17 protein-coding genes are annotated in these 17,699 nt (G+C 59.9%); 6 read left to right on the top strand and 11 right to left on the bottom strand.

Going from position 1 to position 17,699, the window contains the following annotated elements; all coding sequences use genetic code 11:
- Nucleotide 1: 1 nt before the first annotated feature.
- The 3 genes from ybeY to miaB form a co-directional block, all read right to left on the bottom strand.
- Nucleotides 2-496 (bottom strand): rRNA maturation RNase YbeY, encoded by a 495-nt coding sequence (gene ybeY, locus FQ185_RS17335; protein ID WP_149418467.1) that lies wholly within the window; start codon nucleotides 494-496, stop codon nucleotides 2-4.
- Complete coding sequence (locus FQ185_RS17330; RefSeq protein ID WP_149418466.1) at nucleotides 489-1,493, bottom strand: PhoH family protein; 1,005 nt, start codon at nucleotides 1,491-1,493, stop codon at nucleotides 489-491. Before FQ185_RS17330 ends, ybeY begins: the two co-directional genes overlap by 8 nt.
- 206 nt (nucleotides 1,494-1,699) lie before the next feature.
- The gene (miaB, locus tag FQ185_RS17325) at nucleotides 1,700-3,028 is read right to left on the bottom strand and encodes a tRNA (N6-isopentenyl adenosine(37)-C2)-methylthiotransferase MiaB (RefSeq protein WP_178113549.1); all 1,329 of its coding nucleotides are present in this window, start codon (nucleotides 3,026-3,028) and stop codon (nucleotides 1,700-1,702) included.
- Nucleotides 3,029-3,162: 134 nt separating this feature from the next.
- Here miaB and FQ185_RS17320 point away from each other — a divergent pair, with 134 nt between their 5' ends.
- Nucleotides 3,163-3,492: a DUF1820 family protein gene (locus tag FQ185_RS17320; protein ID WP_007894425.1), complete on the top strand. Its 330-nt coding sequence runs from the start codon at nucleotides 3,163-3,165 to the stop codon at nucleotides 3,490-3,492.
- A 130-nt stretch (nucleotides 3,493-3,622) separates the two neighbouring features.
- On the opposite strand, the gene FQ185_RS17315 is transcribed toward FQ185_RS17320, so the two are convergent.
- The 4 genes from FQ185_RS17315 to FQ185_RS17295 all read right to left on the bottom strand — a co-directional run bounded on the left by FQ185_RS17315 (nucleotide 3,623) and on the right by FQ185_RS17295 (nucleotide 7,157).
- The gene (locus FQ185_RS17315) at nucleotides 3,623-4,177 is read right to left on the bottom strand and encodes a tetratricopeptide repeat protein (protein WP_149418464.1); all 555 of its coding nucleotides are present in this window, start codon (nucleotides 4,175-4,177) and stop codon (nucleotides 3,623-3,625) included.
- Nucleotides 4,178-4,402: 225 nt separating this feature from the next.
- Entirely contained in the window at nucleotides 4,403-5,686 is a 1,284-nt protein-coding gene (gene hemL, locus FQ185_RS17305) for a glutamate-1-semialdehyde 2,1-aminomutase (protein WP_149418463.1), read from the bottom strand.
- A 32-nt stretch (nucleotides 5,687-5,718) separates the two neighbouring features.
- Complete coding sequence (gene thiE / locus FQ185_RS17300) at nucleotides 5,719-6,342, bottom strand: thiamine phosphate synthase (protein WP_149418462.1); 624 nt, start codon at nucleotides 6,340-6,342, stop codon at nucleotides 5,719-5,721.
- A gap of 17 nt (nucleotides 6,343-6,359) precedes the next feature.
- Nucleotides 6,360-7,157, bottom strand: a complete 798-nt coding sequence (locus tag FQ185_RS17295) for a hydroxymethylpyrimidine/phosphomethylpyrimidine kinase (RefSeq protein WP_149418461.1) — start codon at nucleotides 7,155-7,157, stop codon at nucleotides 6,360-6,362.
- Between the two features lie 303 nt (nucleotides 7,158-7,460).
- Between FQ185_RS17295 and FQ185_RS17290 the strand changes: the two genes are divergently transcribed.
- The 4 genes from FQ185_RS17290 to FQ185_RS17275 all read left to right on the top strand — a co-directional run bounded on the left by FQ185_RS17290 (nucleotide 7,461) and on the right by FQ185_RS17275 (nucleotide 13,958).
- Entirely contained in the window at nucleotides 7,461-9,845 is a 2,385-nt protein-coding gene (locus tag FQ185_RS17290; protein WP_149418460.1) for a hybrid sensor histidine kinase/response regulator, read from the top strand.
- A 74-nt stretch (nucleotides 9,846-9,919) separates the two neighbouring features.
- A complete protein-coding gene (locus FQ185_RS17285; protein ID WP_149418459.1) occupies nucleotides 9,920-11,566 on the top strand; it encodes an acyl-CoA dehydrogenase family protein in 1,647 nt (548 codons plus the stop codon).
- 178 nt (nucleotides 11,567-11,744) lie between these two features.
- Nucleotides 11,745-13,244: an AMP nucleosidase gene (gene amn / locus FQ185_RS17280; RefSeq protein WP_178113548.1), complete on the top strand. Its 1,500-nt coding sequence runs from the start codon at nucleotides 11,745-11,747 to the stop codon at nucleotides 13,242-13,244.
- 72 nt (nucleotides 13,245-13,316) lie between these two features.
- Nucleotides 13,317-13,958 carry a pseudouridine synthase gene (locus FQ185_RS17275; protein WP_149418457.1) on the top strand — a complete coding sequence of 214 codons (642 nt, stop codon included), beginning with the start codon at nucleotides 13,317-13,319 and terminating at the stop codon, nucleotides 13,956-13,958.
- Here the strand turns inward: FQ185_RS17275 and FQ185_RS17270 are convergent.
- Nucleotides 13,953-14,162, bottom strand: coding sequence for a DUF2788 domain-containing protein (locus FQ185_RS17270; RefSeq protein WP_149418456.1), 210 nt, complete (start codon nucleotides 14,160-14,162; stop codon nucleotides 13,953-13,955). The two genes, FQ185_RS17275 and FQ185_RS17270, sit on opposite strands and share 6 nt — an antisense overlap.
- Nucleotides 14,163-14,376: 214 nt before the next feature.
- Nucleotides 14,377-14,856, bottom strand: coding sequence for an Lrp/AsnC family transcriptional regulator (locus FQ185_RS17260; protein ID WP_007937367.1), 480 nt, complete (start codon nucleotides 14,854-14,856; stop codon nucleotides 14,377-14,379).
- Between the two features lie 436 nt (nucleotides 14,857-15,292).
- On the opposite strand from FQ185_RS17260, the gene FQ185_RS17255 reads away from it, so the two are divergent.
- Nucleotides 15,293-16,312: a DUF6515 family protein gene (locus FQ185_RS17255; RefSeq protein ID WP_149418455.1), complete on the top strand. Its 1,020-nt coding sequence runs from the start codon at nucleotides 15,293-15,295 to the stop codon at nucleotides 16,310-16,312.
- Here FQ185_RS17255 and FQ185_RS17250 read toward each other — a convergent pair.
- Both FQ185_RS17250 and FQ185_RS17245 read right to left on the bottom strand, forming a co-directional pair.
- Complete coding sequence (locus FQ185_RS17250; protein WP_149418454.1) at nucleotides 16,306-17,202, bottom strand: cation diffusion facilitator family transporter; 897 nt, start codon at nucleotides 17,200-17,202, stop codon at nucleotides 16,306-16,308. The genes FQ185_RS17255 and FQ185_RS17250 overlap by 7 nt on opposite strands.
- 41 nt (nucleotides 17,203-17,243) lie before the next feature.
- Nucleotides 17,244-17,663 carry a polyribonucleotide nucleotidyltransferase gene (locus FQ185_RS17245; RefSeq protein WP_149418453.1) on the bottom strand — a complete coding sequence of 140 codons (420 nt, stop codon included), beginning with the start codon at nucleotides 17,661-17,663 and terminating at the stop codon, nucleotides 17,244-17,246.
- Nucleotides 17,664-17,699 lie beyond the last annotated feature (36 nt).

Genomic DNA, 17,699 nt, shown 5'->3' with positions numbered 1-17,699 from the left:
ATTACTCTGAATCCTTTGTTGTAACGATAGGGGATGCGTCTGTTTCGTCGTCCGCATAAGGGTCGGGATAGCCCAACTCTGCAAGCAACGTTTGTTCCAGTGCTTCCATTTCTTCAGCTTCGTCGTCATCTATATGGTCGTAACCCAGTAGATGCAAGCAGCCGTGAATGACCAGGTGCGCCCAGTGGGCCTTGAGTGCCTTGCCTTGTTCGGCGGCTTCGCGCTCGACCACCGCCACGCAGATCACCAGATCGCCCAGCAGGGGAATGTCGAGAAATTCGTCGGGGACATCGGCCGGGAACGACAAAACGTTGGTGGCATAGTCTTTATTCCGCCAGGTGGAGTTGAGCTCGCGGGCTTCTTCTTCATCGACCAAACGGATGGTCATTTCGGAGTCGGCGGTGCGCTGGCGCAAGGCCAGTTCGCACCATTGGCGGAACTCGGCTTCGCTGGGAACAGGCGCTTCAGTGGCCAGTTGCAGATCAAGCTCAAGCATCGTGGCGTTTATCCTTTGGCGCTTCTTCGGCGACGCGATTCTCGAAGCGCTCGTAGGCTTCGACAATGCGTTGCACCAATGGATGGCGTACGACGTCCTTGGGCATGAAATGGGTGAAGCTGATGCCCGGCACGTCTTTGAGCACTTCGATCACATGGTGCAGCCCGGACTTGGTGCCTTTCGGCAGGTCGACCTGGGTGATGTCGCCAGTGATGACCGCGGTAGAGCCGAAGCCGATGCGGGTCAGGAACATTTTCATCTGTTCGACGGTGGTGTTCTGGCTTTCGTCGAGGATGATGAAGCTGTTGTTCAACGTCCGACCGCGCATGTAAGCCAGCGGCGCGACTTCGATCACCTGGCGCTCGATCAGCTTGGCCACGTGTTCGAAGCCGAGCATTTCGTAGAGTGCGTCGTAGAGCGGGCGCAGGTACGGGTCGATTTTCTGCGACAGGTCGCCGGGCAGGAAACCGAGTTTTTCACCTGCTTCAACCGCCGGGCGCACCAGCAGGATGCGGCGAATCTGCTCGCGTTCCAGCGCATCTACTGCGCAGGCAACGGCCAGATAGGTCTTGCCGGTACCGGCCGGGCCGATGCCGAAATTGATGTCGTTACCGAGGATTTCCTTCACGTAGCGCAGCTGATTCAAGCCACGGGGGCGAATCATGCCTTTTTTGGTGCGCAGGGCCACGGAGGGTTCGCCGGGGGAGACGTTGTCCAGCTCTTCGACGGCCGATTCCTGCAGGAACAGGTGAACCACGTCTGGCGACAGCTCGGTACCCTTGGTTTCCCGGTACAGGCGGCGCAGGAGGTTTTCCGCGGAGGTGGTGTGCTTGGGATCGCCGATCAGTTCGAACTGGTCGCCGCGGTTGCGGATCTCGATATTCAGGCGCTGTTCGATCAAGCGCAGATGCTCGTCGAATTGCCCGCACAGATTGGCGAAGCGGCGAGCCTCAAAGGGCTCGAGGATGAAACGATGTGGTTCTATGGGTGCGTTCAAGGTCGTATTTAGCCGCCCTGGGGCAATTAAGATGAAATCAAGGATAACGCCAGTGGCCTGGGTGCGAAAGCTCTTATACAGACCAATGTTGAACAGCTTCCCCTGTGGGAGCGAGCGTGCTCGCGATGACGGTCTGACATTCAACATTTAAGTTGTATGGGCTGGCGCCATCGCGAGCAAGCTCGCTCCCACAGGGAAATATGGTGTTACTGAACCAGTGAGCCCCGCAGCGAGTGCGGTTGTGCGGCGTCGATATGCACATCGGCGAACTGCCCGATCAAGGTTGGATTGTCGCAGCGGAAGTTGACGATACGGTTGTTCTCGGTCCGGCCTTGCAGTTCGCCGGGGTCTTTTTTCGAATAATCGGTCACCAGGATCCGCTGGATCGAACCGACCATTTGTCGGCTGATCTCGAAACCTTGCTGGTTCAGGCGATGTTGCAGGGCGTTCAGGCGTTCTTTTTTCAGCGCTTCCGGCGTTTCGTCGGCCAGATCGGCAGCCGGGGTGCCCGGGCGCTGGCTATAGACGAACGAGTAGGAAAAGTCGAAACCGACGTCTTCGATCAGCTTCATGGTCTGTTCGAAGTCTTTTTCGGTCTCACCCGGGAAGCCGACGATGAAGTCCGAGCTGATGCAGATCCCCGGCACGGCAGCCCGCAGCTTGCGCAGTTTGGATTTGTATTCCAGCGCGGTGTGGTTGCGCTTCATCGCCGAGAGAATCCGGTCCGAACCCGACTGCACCGGCAAGTGCAGGTGCTTTACCAGTTCCGGCACTTCGGCGTGGGCCTGGATCAGGCTGTCGGAGAATTCCAGCGGGTGGGACGTGGTGTAGCGGATGCGGTCGATGCCATCGACGGCGGCCACCACCCGGATCAGCTCGGCCAGGTCCGCCAGGCGTCCGTCGTGAGTGGTCCCGCGATAGCCGTTGACGTTCTGGCCCAGCAAGGTCACTTCACGCACGCCGTTTTCGGCCAGGTGAATGATCTCGGCAATCACATCGTCGAACGGTCGGCTGACTTCTTCGCCGCGGGTGTACGGCACCACGCAAAAGGTGCAGTACTTGCTGCAACCTTCCATGACCGATACGTAAGCACTCGGGCCATCGATGCGCGGCTCGGGCAAGTGGTCGAATTTTTCTATTTCCGGGAACGAGACGTCAACCTGTGGCAGTTTGGTCAGGCGTGCAGCGTCGATCATTTCCGGCAGGCGGTGCAGGGTCTGCGGGCCGAATACCACATCGACATAAGGCGCGCGATCGCGGATGGCCGCGCCTTCCTGGCTGGCCACGCAACCGCCGACGGCGATCACCATGTCCGGGTTTGCCAGTTTCAGTTCGCGCCAACGGCCGAGCTGGGAATACACCCGGTCCTGGGCACGTTCGCGGATCGAACAGGTGTTGAGCAGGATCACGTCGGCGTCTTCAGCGCGAGCGGTGACTTCCAGGGCCTGGTGTTCACCCAGCAGATCGACCATGCGCGAGCTGTCGTACTCGTTCATTTGGCAACCGTGGGTTTCGATGTAAAGCTTCTTGGCCATGGAAAGAGTCATCACGTGATTCAAAGAACCGCGCATTATAGGGAACATGTCCCCAGGTTCCTACCGCTGCGCGTCCGGCGGCTATGCTATAGTTCGCGCCCTCATTTTTATCCCCGATGTGTTGCTCGCCCACCATGACCAAACGTGAAGCTCCAATCTACAAGGTGATTTTCCTCAACCAGGGCCAGGTGTACGAAATGTACGCCAAGCAGATCTATCAAAGTGATCTGTGGGGCTTCCTGGAAGTGGAAGAGTTCGTCTTTGGCGAGCGCACACAAGTCGTCGTCGATCCGAGTGAAGAGAAGCTCAAGGCTCAGTTCGAAGGTGTTGTGCGCAGTTTCGTGCCGATGCATTCGATCGTGCGCATCGACGAAGTCGAGCGCCTCGGCACGCCGAAAATCAGCGAAGCCCGCGGCGCGGTCGGCAATGTCATGCCGTTTCCGATGCCGATGCCTGAGAAGTAAGCCTCAAGATCGAGTCGCCCCCATTCGCGAGCAAGCCCGCTCCCACAGTAGACCGTGTCCTTAAGTTAGAACGCGGTTAAATGTGGGAGCGGGCTTGCCCGCGAAGGGGCCAGAAAGTTCGATGCAGAAATCAGGGAAGTGGCGAGAACGGCGTACGCCCATCGGCGCTCTGCAATTCCATCAGGTACTTGCGGAAGATTTGCCCCAGTACCTGGGTTGCAACTTCCAGATCTTCGCGGGGCATTTTCTCGGCGACTTCGTCAGCCGTGTCCAGCGCATCTTCAGCGCCATTGACCGCGGCCATTTTCAGCACGATATACGCTTGGACGTTATTGGCCGGTACGCCTTCGCCATGAAAGAACATGGTGCCAAGTTTGAATTGCGCCTGAGCGTGGCCTTGCAGCGAGGCTTTTTCGAAGTAGTTCAGGGCTTTATTGAGGTCGCGCGGCGTGTTTTTGCCGTCGTAGTAGAACTCACCCAACTCGTATTGCGCTTGCGCATCCCCTTCCTCCGACGCTTTCTGGCAGGCAGCGAGAGCCTGTTCCAGGTCTTGCGGCTGGGTATTGAGGGTGCAACGACCCATCGCTGGGATTAACAACGAGTTGCCGCCTGCTTGTGCGAGCGCGAGCAGGGGCTGAAGGAGCAACAGGCAGCCCAGTGCAAGGGCGCGGCCGGTGCGGTTCATGGGAATCGACTTACCTCTGAAGGGCGCGCGGACCCATCGAGGGGATCCAATAAGCGCGCATTATGAAATAAGCAGGGCCAACCTTACAAAGTCTTTACTCGTTTTTCTGCTGCGCGGGGAATATATCGCCCACTTTGCGGGAGATTATTAGTAGAAGCGCAGGAAAAGCGACAGGAATGTAGGTGAAAGCTGACGCTGGCAATCGCCAACGTCAGCGGTACAGCGTTATTTCAATGCGGCAAATGCGCGCTCGGCGGCATCCAGGGTCAGTTTCAGCTCGGTTTCGCCGTGGGCGATCGAGGTGAACCCGGCTTCGAAAGCGCTCGGCGCCAGGTACACGCCACCTTCCAGCATCAGGTGGAAGAAACGTCCGAACAGCTTGGCATCGCTGGCCATCACATCCTCGAAGGTCACGATGTCGTCGGCGCCGCTGAAGTACAGACCGAACATGCCGCCAGCCTGAGTGGTCACGAATGGAATGCCAGCGGCGTCGGCGCGCTGTTGCAGGCCATCGAGCAGGCGGCTGGTGTAGTCAGTCAGCTCGGCGTGGAAGCCAGGACGGCTGATCAGGCGCAGAGTCGTCAGGCCGGCCGCCATCGCCAGCGGGTTACCCGACAAGGTGCCCGCCTGGTAGACCGGGCCCAGTGGCGCGATGTGCGACATGATTTCGCGCTTGCCGCCGAAGCAGCCGACCGGCATGCCGCCACCGATGATCTTGCCGAAGGTGGTCAGGTCGGGTGTCACGCCGTAATGCGCTTGTGCACCACCTAGCGCGACGCGGAAACCGGTCATCACTTCGTCGAAAATCAGTACCACGCCGTGCTTGTCGCACAGGGTGCGCAAGCCTTCGAGGAAACCTGGCGCCGGTGGTACGCAGTTCATGTTGCCGGCCACGGGCTCGACGATGATGCAGGCCACGTCCTGGCCGACTTCGGCGAGCATGGTTTCAACTGCGTCGATGTCGTTGAACGGCAGGGTCAGGGTGTGTTTGGCAAACGCAGCCGGTACACCGGCAGAGCTCGGCACGCCTTGAGTCAGGGCGCCGGAACCGGCCTTGACCAGCAGGCTGTCGGAGTGGCCGTGGTAGCAGCCTTCGAACTTGATGATGCTGTCGCGGCCGGTGAAACCACGGGCCAGACGGATAGCGCTCATGGTTGCTTCGGTGCCGGAGCTGACCATGCGCACCATTTCCATCGACGGTACGATCGAGCAGACCAGATCAGCCATCTGGGTTTCCATCTCGGTCGGCGCGCCGTAGGACAATCCGTGTTCAAGCTGTTTGCGCACGGCGTCGAGCACGTCCGGGTGGCTGTGGCCGAGAATCATCGGCCCCCAGGAACCGACGTAATCCACATAACGCTTGTTGTCTTCGTCGGTGACGTAGGCGCCTTCTGCGTGTTTGAAGAACAGCGGCGTACCGCCAACGCTCTTGAACGCGCGAACAGGCGAGTTCACGCCACCGGGAATGTGTTTCTGGGCATTGGCAAACAGGGTTTCGGAACGAGACATGATCGGGCTCTCAAATCAGATTTTTAAGCTACTTAAATAGAAAGCAGGTCGTTGAATGCACGGGCGCGGCGGGTGACTTCAGCCGTACTCTCGGCGCCAAACAGGCCATGGACCACCGCCAGCAAATCGACCCCGTGGGCTACCAGTGGTGCGGCGTTTTCCAGGGTGATGCCGCCAATCGCGCAAATCGGCATGTGCAGTTTGCTGCGGGCCTGGTCGAGCAGTTCGAGGCTGCAGGTCGGTGCGCCGGGCTTGGTGTTCGAGTTGAAGAAACGACCGAAGGCGACATAACTGGCGCCTTCCTTGGCCGCTTGTTCAGCGAGTTCGAGTTGTGCGTGACAGGTCGACCCGATGATCGCCTGGCGACCGAGCAGTGCGCGGGCCGGAGTCAGCGGCCCATCGATCTGGCCCAGGTGCACGCCGACGTTCAGGCGCGCGGCCAACTCGGCGTCATCATTGATGATCAACTGAGTCTTGTAGCGCTCACACAAATTGCGCAAGGCTTCGGCCTCGCGCAGGCGGCGGGCCTCGTCGCTGCTCTTGTCGCGGTATTGCAGCAGGGTGACGCCACCTTCCAGCGCCGCCTCCACGTACGAAAGAAATTTACCGGCCAGCAGCTGACTATCGGTAATGGCGTACAGGCCACGTAGTTTCATCGGACAGGCCTCTTGGCTTACGAACAGAAATCCAGCGGCAGACGGCGCGGCACGAACTGGCCTTTGCCCAGTTGCTCCGCATCTCGCAGGGTGCGCCAAGTGTAGTCAAGTGCGGTTTTCACGGCGCTGACGAGGTTTTCACCCTGGGCCAGACGACCGGTCAAAGCGCTGGCCAATGTGCAGCCGGAACCGTGATAACTGCCGGGCAGGCGCTGGCAGGTAAAGGTTTGGCGGCTGCCGTCACGGCTGTACAAGCGGTTGTGAATTTCGTGTTCATCGCCATGGCCGCCAGTGATCAGCAGGTGTTTGACGTATGGCAGGAGTTTTTCAGCGCACTCGTCCGCGGTGCCTTCGGGCAGTTCGGCGAGGATGCGGGCTTCGGGAAGGTTAGGGGTGGCAATGATGGCCAGGGGCAGCAGGCGTTCGCGCATGGCGTAGCCGACTTCGTCCTTGCCCAATCGTCCGCCGCCACCGGCGCGCAGCACCGGGTCGCAGACCATCGGCAAATGCGGGTGTGCCTGAAGCAGTTCGACCACGGTGTCGACCATTTCAAGGGAACCGAGCATGCCCAGTTTGACGGCGGCGACTTCGGAATCGTTGAGCACGGCATTGGCCTGGGCCAACACCCACTCACGGTCGAGGACGCGGAAGTCAGTGACATTGACCGTGTCTTGCACGGTCAGGGCGGTGACGGCCGGAGCCGCATGACAACCCTGGGCGAGCAGGGCTTCGATATCTGCCTGCAGGCCGGCGCCACCACTTGGGTCGTGGCCGGAGAGACAGAGGACAACGGGGCGAGAACTGTAGATATTCATGGTGCGCGAGCTTACCACCAAACATGTTTTTTCGGGTGTCGACCAATGAACCGTGGGACGCGAATACCTGTGCTCTGCTGAGCCATTGTCACAATTTGACCGGGGAAACAGCTCTAGCTCAATGCATGGCACTGGAACGCCCGTGCTAGAGCCTTTGTAGGAAAAATTTCGATAGTGCTCAATGGCCATCAACGGCTATGCTAGAGTGGATCCAAACCAATAACAGGTAATACCGGTTTTACGTCTACTCAAAAGGAATGGGGGGCTTCCTGACACAACCGGACAGGCCACGCTGGGGCTTAAATGCGCTATTTGCTAATGTTGCTGTTGTGCTTGCCCCTCCTGGCGAGCGCAGTCGAATTCGATGAATTCACTCAAAGCCTTCCCCTGGGCCGAACTCTGCAAATGTTCGAAGACGCGGGTGGTCAGGCGACCATCGCCGATGTCCGTGCGCAAGCGGCGGCGGGAAACTTCAAACCCCACGATAAAGCCACGCTCAACGCCGGTTATTCGCGCTCGGCGTTCTGGCTGAAAATCGACCTGCGTTACCGCCCGACCAACCCCGCGGCGCAACGTACCTGGTTGCTGGAACTGGCCTATCCACCCCTCGATCACATTGATCTGTACTTGCCTGATGCTGGCGGTGGTTATCAATTGGCCCGACAGACCGGCGATGCCTTGCCGTTCGCCAGTCGCGAAATCCATCAGAACAACTACCTCTTCGAACTGGACTTCATTCCTGATCAAGCGCAAACCGTGTACCTGCGGCTGGAAAGCGAAGGGTCGATCCAGGCACCTGTCACGTTGTGGTCGAGCACCGCGTACCTCGAAGAGCAGCCGGTCCGACTCTATGTACTGGGGCTGATCTACGGCGTTTTGCTCGGGATGCTGGTCTACAACCTGTTTATCTACCTCAGCGTGCGTGACACCAGCTACCTCTATTACATCTTCTACATCGCCTCGTTCGGCCTGTATCAGTTGTCGGTGAACGGTGCGGCCGTGGAGTATTTCTGGCCGGACAATCCCTGGTGGGCCAACGCCTCGACACCATTTTTCATCGGTTGCGCAGGGCTGTTCGGCAGCCAGTTTGCTCGCAGCTTCTTGCAGACGGCGACTCACAGTCGTTGGCTCGATCGTTTGCTGCTGGGGCTGATTGCGTTCAGTGCGATGGTGGTCGGATTATCACTGATGACCAGTTATGCCCTGGCCTTGCGGCTGGCGACGGCCCTGGCGCTGGTCTTCACAGTGGTGATTTTTGCTGCGGGGATTTTCGCCTGGCTGCGCGGCTTGCGGGTGGCGCGGTATTTCATCATCGCCTGGTCGGCGTTTTTGCTCGGCGGCATCGTCAACACAATGATGGTGCTGGGTTATCTGCCCAATGTGTTCCTGACCATGTATTCCAGCCAGATCGGTTCGGCGATCGAAGTGGCGTTGCTGTCCCTGGCCTTGGCCGACCGCATCAACGCCATGCGCGAGCAGCAGGCGCAGACGCTGTTTGATGCGGGTCAGAAGCTTGAAGTGCTCAACCAGCAACTGGCGTGCAGTAACAAACTCAAGGACGAATTCCTCTCCACACTGACCCACGAATTGCGCACACCCATGAACGGTGTGATCGGTTCGCTGGAGCTGATGCAGACTGTCGAGATGGACCCGGAACTGGAGCAATACCAGCAAACGGCCGCGGGTTCGGCGCGAGACATGATGCGCATGGTCAATGGCATCCTCACCCTGACCGAGTTGCAGGCTGGCAAACTCAAAGTCTATCCGGCCACCTTCAGCTTGCGCAGCGTTGTCGAGAACTTGCGCGTGCAGTTCGAAGGCAATGCCTTGAGCAAGTCGCTGGACTTCAAAGTCGAAGTGGCGCAAGGACTGCCGGATCGCTTGCACGGCGATAGTGCCAAGTTGACGCAATGCCTGGAATGTCTGCTGGACAACGCAATCAAGTTCACTCGCGTCGGTGGATTGGCACTGCGGGTGTCGGGCAAACCGGTGGAATCCGGCCGGTTGACGCTGTCCTTTGCGGTGATCGACACCGGTATCGGTTTCACCGATCTGGGGGAGGCAACGTTGTATCAACGGTTCCTCCAGCTCGACGGCTCGACGACCCGTGAGTACGGCGGTCTGGGCGTCGGCCTGGCGATCTGTCGGCAACTTGTCGAATTGCTGGGCGGGCGCCTGACTCACCGCTCCGAACCTGGACGCGGCAGCCGCTTCCAGCTCGACGTCGAGTTCGAACTGCCGGTCGTGGAACGACGGTCAGCGCCCTTCATGACCCAGGATTTCCCTCGCCTGCGACTGCCTCAGGATTGCTCGGTGTTGCTGGTGGATGACAACAGCATCAATCAGTTGGTGATGCGCGGCATGTTGCTCAAGCTCGGGTTCCGCGTGCGCACCGTCGACAGCGGGTCCGCCGCGCTCGATCTTTTACAGTGCGAATCCTTCGACGCGGTGTTACTCGATTGTCAGTTGCCACCCATGGACGGCGTTTCCATCTGCTGCCAGATCCACGCCTTGCCGGGCTGCACCGAATTGCCGGTGTTCATCGTGGCCCTGAGCGTTGATCGGGAGCGCTGCCCGACCGGCGCGCTGATCGATTACCTGAGCAAACCGGTGAAATTCGAAGATTTGCAGGCAGCGCTTTATCGGCGGGTGCTTTGTCCGGGACAGGGTGAAAGCGCCGACAGTTAGGCAGATATGACACTTTGTTCGGCCAAGGCGCGGTGCTTAACTGAACTCCCTTGGCTGACCAAAGGAGCCCCGTCATGAACCTGCATCAGTTCGCCGAAACCCACGAAGTCACCAACCAGCCACCGTCGCTGGATGGCACCAACCTGTATCGCATCGACCTGCCTTTGCAGGAGTGGTCGCGGCGTTTTGGTGCCGGGTGGGCCGAGTCGCGCATCGATGCGTACGGCGCACTGGCCGGTGGACCGCTGATGGAAGCGGGGTTCCTGGCCAATCAGAACAAACCGGTATTCGTCAGCCATGACCGTTATGGCCATCGCATCGACCTGGTGGAATTTCACCCGGCCTATCACGAACTGATGCGCACGGCGGTCGAGCACGGTTTGACCTCGCTGCCCTGGGCACATCCGCAGTCCGGCGCCCACGTCGCCCGTGCGTCCATGACCTATTTGCACAGTCAGGCCGAAGCCGGCAGTGGATGCCCGCTGACCATGACGTTCGCCAGCGTCCCGGCAATGCGTCTGCAAGCGGATCTGGCGGAACATTGGCTGCCGAAAATCATCTCTACCGAATATGACCCACGCAACGTTGGCATGGCCCATAAGGCTGGCGTCACCATCGGCATGGCCATGACCGAGAAGCAGGGCGGCACCGATGTGCGGGCCAACACCACCAAGGCTTATCCGGTCGGCGCGAGCGGTCCGGGCCAGGCCTATGAACTGGTGGGCCACAAGTGGTTTTGTTCGGCGCCGATGTGCGATGCCTTCCTGACCCTGGCCCAGACTGACAAGGGGTTGACCTGTTTCCTGCTGCCGCGCCATCGTCCGGATGACACGCGCAATCAGTTCTACATACAGCGACTGAAGAACAAACTCGGCAATTGTTCCAATGCGTCCAGCGAAGTGGAGTTCCGTGGCGCTTTGGCCTGGATGGTCGGCGAAGAGGGCCGGGGCGTTCCGACCATCATCGAAATGGTCGCCATGACCCGCTTCGATTGTATGGTCGGCTCCAGTTCGCTGATGCGCCAGGCCCTGACCCAGGCCAGCCATCACTGCGCTCACCGCAAGGTCGGCGGCAAGTTACTCAGCGAACAACCCTTGATGCAGAACGTACTGGCCGACCTGGCCCTGGAAAGCGAAGCCGCCCTGGCCTTGAGCCTGCGCATGGGCAAGGCGCTGGATCATCTGGATGACAGCCATGAGGCGAAATTCGCACGACTGGTGACGGCAGTGGGCAAGTACTGGATCTGCAAACGCGCACCTGGAATGATCAATGAAGCCGCCGAATGCATGGGCGGTGCGGGCTATGTAGAAGAAAGCATCCTGCCGCGGCTGTACCGTGAGGCACCGGTGAATTCGACGTGGGAAGGTTCCGGTAACGTGCAATGCCTCGACGTGTTGCGGGCATTGTCGAAAGAGCCGGGTGTGCTCGATGTGCTGTTCAGCGAGTTGGGCGATGGCCATGGCGACAAGCGTCTGGCCGCGCACATCAGTCAATTGCAGGTGGCTTTCAAGGACACCAGCGACATTCAATATCGCGCCCGCCAGCTCACCGAAGACATCGCCTTGGGCCTTCAGGCCAAGTTGTTGCTGGAGGCCGGCAACTCCGTTGTCAGTGATGCCTTCATCGCCAGCCGCCTCGGTTCGGCCGGTCGGGTGTATGGCGCGTTGCCACGTGGGCTGGATGTGGAAGCGATTGTCGCGAGGTCTACGCCGCTTCGATGATCGACCCCGATCCAATGTGGGAGTGAGCCTGCTCGCGATGACGGTTCAACATTCAACAGTTATGTCGACTGTCATACCGCTATCGCGAGCAGGCTCGCTCCCACAGTGGATCTTTGCGCATCGTCATTGGCGTGTAGCCAACACGCCACTGTTCCCGTGAAGCGACGATGCAGGCAAGATGAAGGCCTGCAAGTCAGAACACAGGATGCTGATCGTGACCGAAGCTTTTATTGTCGTTCAAACCGCCGAGCAAGCCGTGGACCGGCTTGCGCTCTTGCACAATCGTGCAACCACCGAGCTGAACCAGGCGCTCAAGCGTTACCTCAAGGATCGAGTCGAACCGGACGCCGAACAGCGTGCGATGTTTCGCTATCCCGAATTGCGTCTGACCTACCATTGCCAGGGCGAAGTCCCACAGACTACGCGCGCCTACGCCAAGGTTCAGTTGCCCGGCACCTACAGCGTCACCGTCACCCATCCGGCGGCTTTCCGTAAATACCTGTTGGAGCAACTTGTTCCGTTGATGCATGACTTCACCGTGACGGTCGAAGTCGGCATCAGCCAGCAGAACATTCCTTATCCGTACGTGGTCGAGCAGGGCGATGAACTGGCCGGCTCTGGCGTCACTGCGGCCGTGTTGGCGCGGGTGTTCCCGAGTACCGACCTGTCGGCCGCGACCGATGGCATTGCCGATGGCTTATACGATTGGGAAAACACCGATCCGCTGCCCCTGGCCCTGTTCGATGCCGCGCGGGTGGATTTCTCCCTGCGCCGCCTGGTGCATTACACCGGCAGCGACTGGCGTCATGTGCAGCCGTGGATTCTGCTGACCAACTACCACCGCTATGTCGACCAGTTCATCGTTCATGGTCTGGAACAGTTGCGCAGCGACCCGCGTTTCGTGCGCATGATCTTGCCGGGCAACGTGATCATCGAAAAAAGCATGGATCACGGCGAAGCCTCGGCGATTGCCGCGGGCGTGGTCTGGCACCGTTACCAGATGCCGGCCTATCACCTGATCGCCAGTGATGGCCACGGCGTGACCCTGGTGAACATCGGCGTCGGCCCTTCCAACGCCAAGAACATCACCGACCACCTGGCGGTGCTGCGTCCGCATTGCTGGCTGATGATCGGCCACTGCGGCGGTTTGCGTCAGTCGCAGACGATTGGCGATTACGTGCTGGCTCACGCCTACATGCGCCGCGACGGGATTCTCGATCGGGTCGTACCGCCGAACATTCCGATCCCGGCACTGGCCGAAGTGCAGATGGCCTTGCAGCAAGCTGCGGCCAACATCACTGGCGAAAAGGGCGACGAGCTGAAAAAGCGCCTGCGCACCGGCACCGTGCTGACCTACGACGATCGTAACTGGGAACTGCGCTGGGCCCAGGAACGTCCGCTGATCAACCTGTCCCGCGCCGTGGCGGTGGACATGGAAAGCGGCACCATTGCGGCTCAAGGTTATCGCTTGCGGGTGCCGTACGGCACGTTGCTGTGCGTGTCGGACAAACCGCTGCACAGCGAAATCAAGCTGCCGGGTTCGGCCAACGCCTTCTATGAGCGCGCGGTCAGCCAGCATTTGAAGATCGGTATCGAGGCGGTGGATCTGTTGCGCACCGAACTCAACTCGCTGCACTCGCGCAAACTGCGCAGCTTCGACGAGCCGCCGTTCCGCTAGATTGTTGTCATGGTCATTTGGCGGTCAGGGCACTAGCATTAGCAGCCCTGACCGTTAGATGTTCCTTTTCCCATGTCCCGTCCTCAACGTCCCGTTTCCCGCCGCCCTGGTGTGAAGCCTGCGCCATCGTCCTCAGCCCCGCGCCGTGTCGCCAAAGCGCCGCCGGCCGAGCCGAAGCTGATTCTGTTCAACAAACCGTTCGATGTGCTGACGCAATTCAGCGACGGCGAAGGGCGGGCGACGCTCAAGGATTTCATCGATATTCCGGGGGTTTACCCGGCAGGACGGCTGGACCGCGACAGCGAAGGCTTGCTGCTGCTGACCAACGATGGTCAGCTCCAGGCGCGGATTGCCGATCCGAAACACAAACTGGCCAAGACTTATTGGGTGCAGGTGGAAGGCGAGCCGAGCGCCGAGCAGTTGCAGCGCTTGCGCGAGGGCGTCGAGCTCAACGATGGCATGACCTTGCCGGCCGAGGCGCGGCAACTGGATGAGCCGCAGTTGTGGCCACGCAACCCGCCCGTACGCTTTCGCAAAAGCGTGCCGACGAGCTGGCTGGAATTGGTGATTCGCGAAGGGCGCAACCGTCAGGTTCGGCGCATGACCGCAGCGGTCGGCTTGCCGACGTTGCGTCTGGTACGGGTCAGAATCGGCGACTGGTCGATCGAAGGGCTCGATCAGGGCCAGTGGAAGGAAGTGCCGGCGCGCTTATGACGAGCCGTTTTCGATGTACGCGATGACCACACTTTTGATGATGAACGCGAAAATCCCCAGGCCCAATACGAAGAACAGAATGAGCGTTCCGAACTTGCCGGCCTTGGACTTCTTCGCCAGATCCCAGACGATGAAACCCATGAATATGATCAGGATAGTGACCAGTCCGGTCATCATCCACTCTTCGAATACTGCAGGATCCATCGAACATCTCCAGCGCGGGCGGGGCTAAAAAGGGCGGGGCGAGTATACGCCATGGCGGATTGGCGGGGGATTGACCTGCGGCAGTGTGTCGCGGTTATTCGTCGCCTGTGCCGGCCCCATCGCGGGCAAGCCCGCTCCCACAAGGTTTTGTGCCGATCGCAATTCTGTGACTGACGCATAACCTGTGGGAGCGGGCTTGCCCGCGAAGGCGTCCTTAGCTGCGCAGATGAGTCAACGGCAGCTCAGTGCTGTTGAGCACCTGGTTCAGCACAAAACTCGAACGAACGCTGGTCACCCCTTCAATCCGCGTCAAATGTCCCAGCAGCAGTTTCTGGTAATGGTCCATATCCGGCACCACGACCTTGAGCTGATAGTCCGCATCCATCCCCGTCACCAGGCTGCATTCCAGCACTTGCGGCAATGTCCGGATCGCCGCTTCGAAATTCTCGAAACGCTCCGGCGTGTGCCGGTCCATGCCGATCAACACGTATGCCGTCAGGCTCAGGCCGAGCATCTTGCGGTCCAGCAGGGCGACCTGGCGGGAGATGTAGCCGTCGTCTTCCAGTTGTTTGACCCGCCGCGAGCAAGGCGAGGGTGACAGACCGATGCGCTCGGCCAGCTCCTGGTTGGAGATGCGCGCGTCGCGCTGCAATTCCGCCAAAATGCTCAGGTCGTATCGGTCGAGTTTGCTCATCAATCAGGCCTTTGTCATAACAATTGCGGCAGATTATCTATCCAGGGTTAAAAATTGCGCAAGTGGTGTTTATTTCAGCAATCTTCGCAATCCTCTGCCAGCGCCTCGGGCCTATTCTTATCACCAGAATCACTGCTCGGACAAACAGTCCACAGCGGCTCGCCCAATCAGGCCAGCTGCGGTCGCCACCCCCACCGGGGATGAGTCGGCCCCCGAGCTACACACTGTCCAGAAGACGGCGTGAGGTGAGCCAACGTCAAAAGCGTTGAGCACGGACGAAGTTCTCAAAGGGAGGCCGACGGGTCTCCCTTTTCTTTTGCCCGCCATTTGTTACCCGCCCCTCAATAAATAAGTTGCGCGACTGATAACCTGTTGCAGAACCGGCCGGTGCTTTCCCAGTCTTACGTACAGGCCCTAACCCGCAGTGAGGAAAAGCATGAAGTCGCGCATCTGGCGTTTGGCCGGTGTTGGTTTGCTGTGTGTAAGTGTCACTGCGCAATCGCTGGCCGATGAGCCGCAAAATCGTGGTCCCGACGGCGGGCAGCGGGGCTCGGATCGTCATCAGGGAAATAACCAGGGCCATGGCGGCGATAATCAGCCGCGTCCACAAGACAACGACATCATTCGCGGCGACAACAGCCGTCAGTTCGAGCACAACAACCAGAATCAGAACGACGGTCGGAAGAATCGTGCGCAGCCCAACTACAACAATCCGGTTCGGTCGCCACCACCGCCGCCGCAGTTGCCGGCCAATGACCTGCCGATCCAGGGCCGGCCCGACACCGTGCGCCAAACCCAGCAGCCGCAGCGTGGTTACTATCAGGACGTGCCGCGGCGCAACGACAACAACCAGCATTGGCAGACCGGCAGTCCGGGGTCACGTCCCGATGATCGTCGTTGGGCGGGTCGCCCGGACGGGCACGGCAACGGCTGGGGCCCTGGTCCGCAATACCGTCCCGGGCATGTGATCGATCGCTTCCCGGGCCGCGACTACCGCGTGCCTTACGGCGGTCGGGATTACTTCTATTCCGGCGGTTACTGGTATCGCCCGCAGGGGCCGCGCTATGTCGTGGTCCAGCCGCCTCGCGGTATTCGCGTCAGCTACTTGCCCGATTACGCCCGTGAAGTGTGGATCGGTGGTGCGCTGTTGTTCCTGGCGGCGGGTTCGTATTACGCCTATCAGCAGAACACTCAGGATTACGTCGTGGTCGAGCCTCCGGTGCAACCGCAGCCGCAACCGGTCAGCAATAGTTTTGACGTGGTGGCTTATCCGGCCAACGGTCAGTCGCCGGAGCAGGTCAATCAGGACGGTTACGAGTGTTATCAATACGCGGTGCAGCAGAGTGGCTTCGATCCGCGAACCGCCACCTACCAACCGGACCCGTCGGTGGTGCAAGCCTACCGTCAGGCCCAGGGTAACTGCCTGGGCAGTCGCGGCTATCAGGTGTCTTACTGAGTCCTGGCTGCCAGCACCACTTCCTGCGGGTCGGCGTGCACCAGCACTTCGGCTCGCGGGTAGGCGGCGTGAATCGCATCGGCGGCTTGATCGCTGATGCCGTGGGCGACTGACAGGGTCAAATCCCCCGGCAACTCCAGATGCAACTGCACAAACCACTGGTTGCCGGAAATCCGCGTGCGCAAGTCATGCGCGCCCAGAACTCCCGGCACGCTGCAAGCCAGCTCGAGCATGTGCTGGCTGACATCCGGCGGCAGTTCCTCGTCCATCAGTACGGTAAAACTTTCCCGGGCGATTTGAATTGAACTCCAGAAAATGTACGCGGCGATTCCCAGGCCAAACCAGGGGTCGACCTGATGCCAGCCAAACCCGGCCAACACCAGCGCTACCAGAATGCTGCCGTTGAGCAGCATGTCCGAGCGGTAGTGCAGGGAGTCGGCGCGCACGGCGTTGGAGCCGGTCGCCTTGACCACCCGATGTTGCAACATCAGCAACGCCAGGGTCAGCGCGAGGGAGAACACGATCACCCCGATACTGATCCAGGGTGCCCCGACCGGTTCGGGATGTTTCAGCCGGTCGAACGCCTGCAAGGCAATCAATACTGCACTGCCGCCAATGAACAGCGCCTGAGCCATACCCGCCAATGACTCGGCCTTGCCGTGCCCGTAGCGATGATCGTCGTCGGCCGGGCGCAAGGCGTAATGCACGGCCAGCAGGTTGAGCAGCGAGGTGACGCCGTCGAGTGCCGAATCGGTCAACCCGGCAAGCATGCTCACCGAACCGCTCAACCACCAGGCGATTGCTTTGGCGACGATCAGCGCACAGGCCACCGCCACCGAGGCGCGCGTCGCCAGCCGCAGCAGGCGGGCGTGTTCAGAGCTGGAAATCATAGGTGTGGCTTTTTCCTTGAGTGTTCCTTCACCGGCGCGAATTACGCGGCAGGTTGCAGGCCGAACATGGCCAGTTGCTGGGTGCTGCCCTTGTGCTGGATCAAGCGTGGGTCGTCCAACGGGAAGCTGCGACCCAGTTCGGTTTCCAGAATAGTCTGCAACTTGTGGTTATCGACCTTGCCGTCAGCGCCAATGGCTTCCTTGAGTTTTTCCGGGGCCACGTGCGCGGTCTCGCCTGGTGCGTAGTAAATCGCACCGGTGGCGAAGTCGACCGCAAAAGCGATCAGGCCGGGGATGATGTAGAACAGCAGGCCCACGGCATCGAGCACGGCAATGGCCGGGTCGATCTTGCCATCGATCTGGCCACGGCGATCGGGATAGAAAATCGAACCGCAAGCGGTCACCTGGGTCAGCAACGTCGCGACCAATACACCGCCGATCAAGCGAAAGGGAGCACGCATATGAAATCTCCTGGGTAATTTCAAAACGAATGGGCG

Source organism: Pseudomonas sp. ANT_H12B (assembly GCF_008369325.1).
GTDB lineage: Bacteria > Pseudomonadota > Gammaproteobacteria > Pseudomonadales > Pseudomonadaceae > Aquipseudomonas.
The sequence above is the reverse complement of the archived record's forward strand: the minus strand, read 5'-3'. Positions and strand labels throughout refer to the sequence as shown.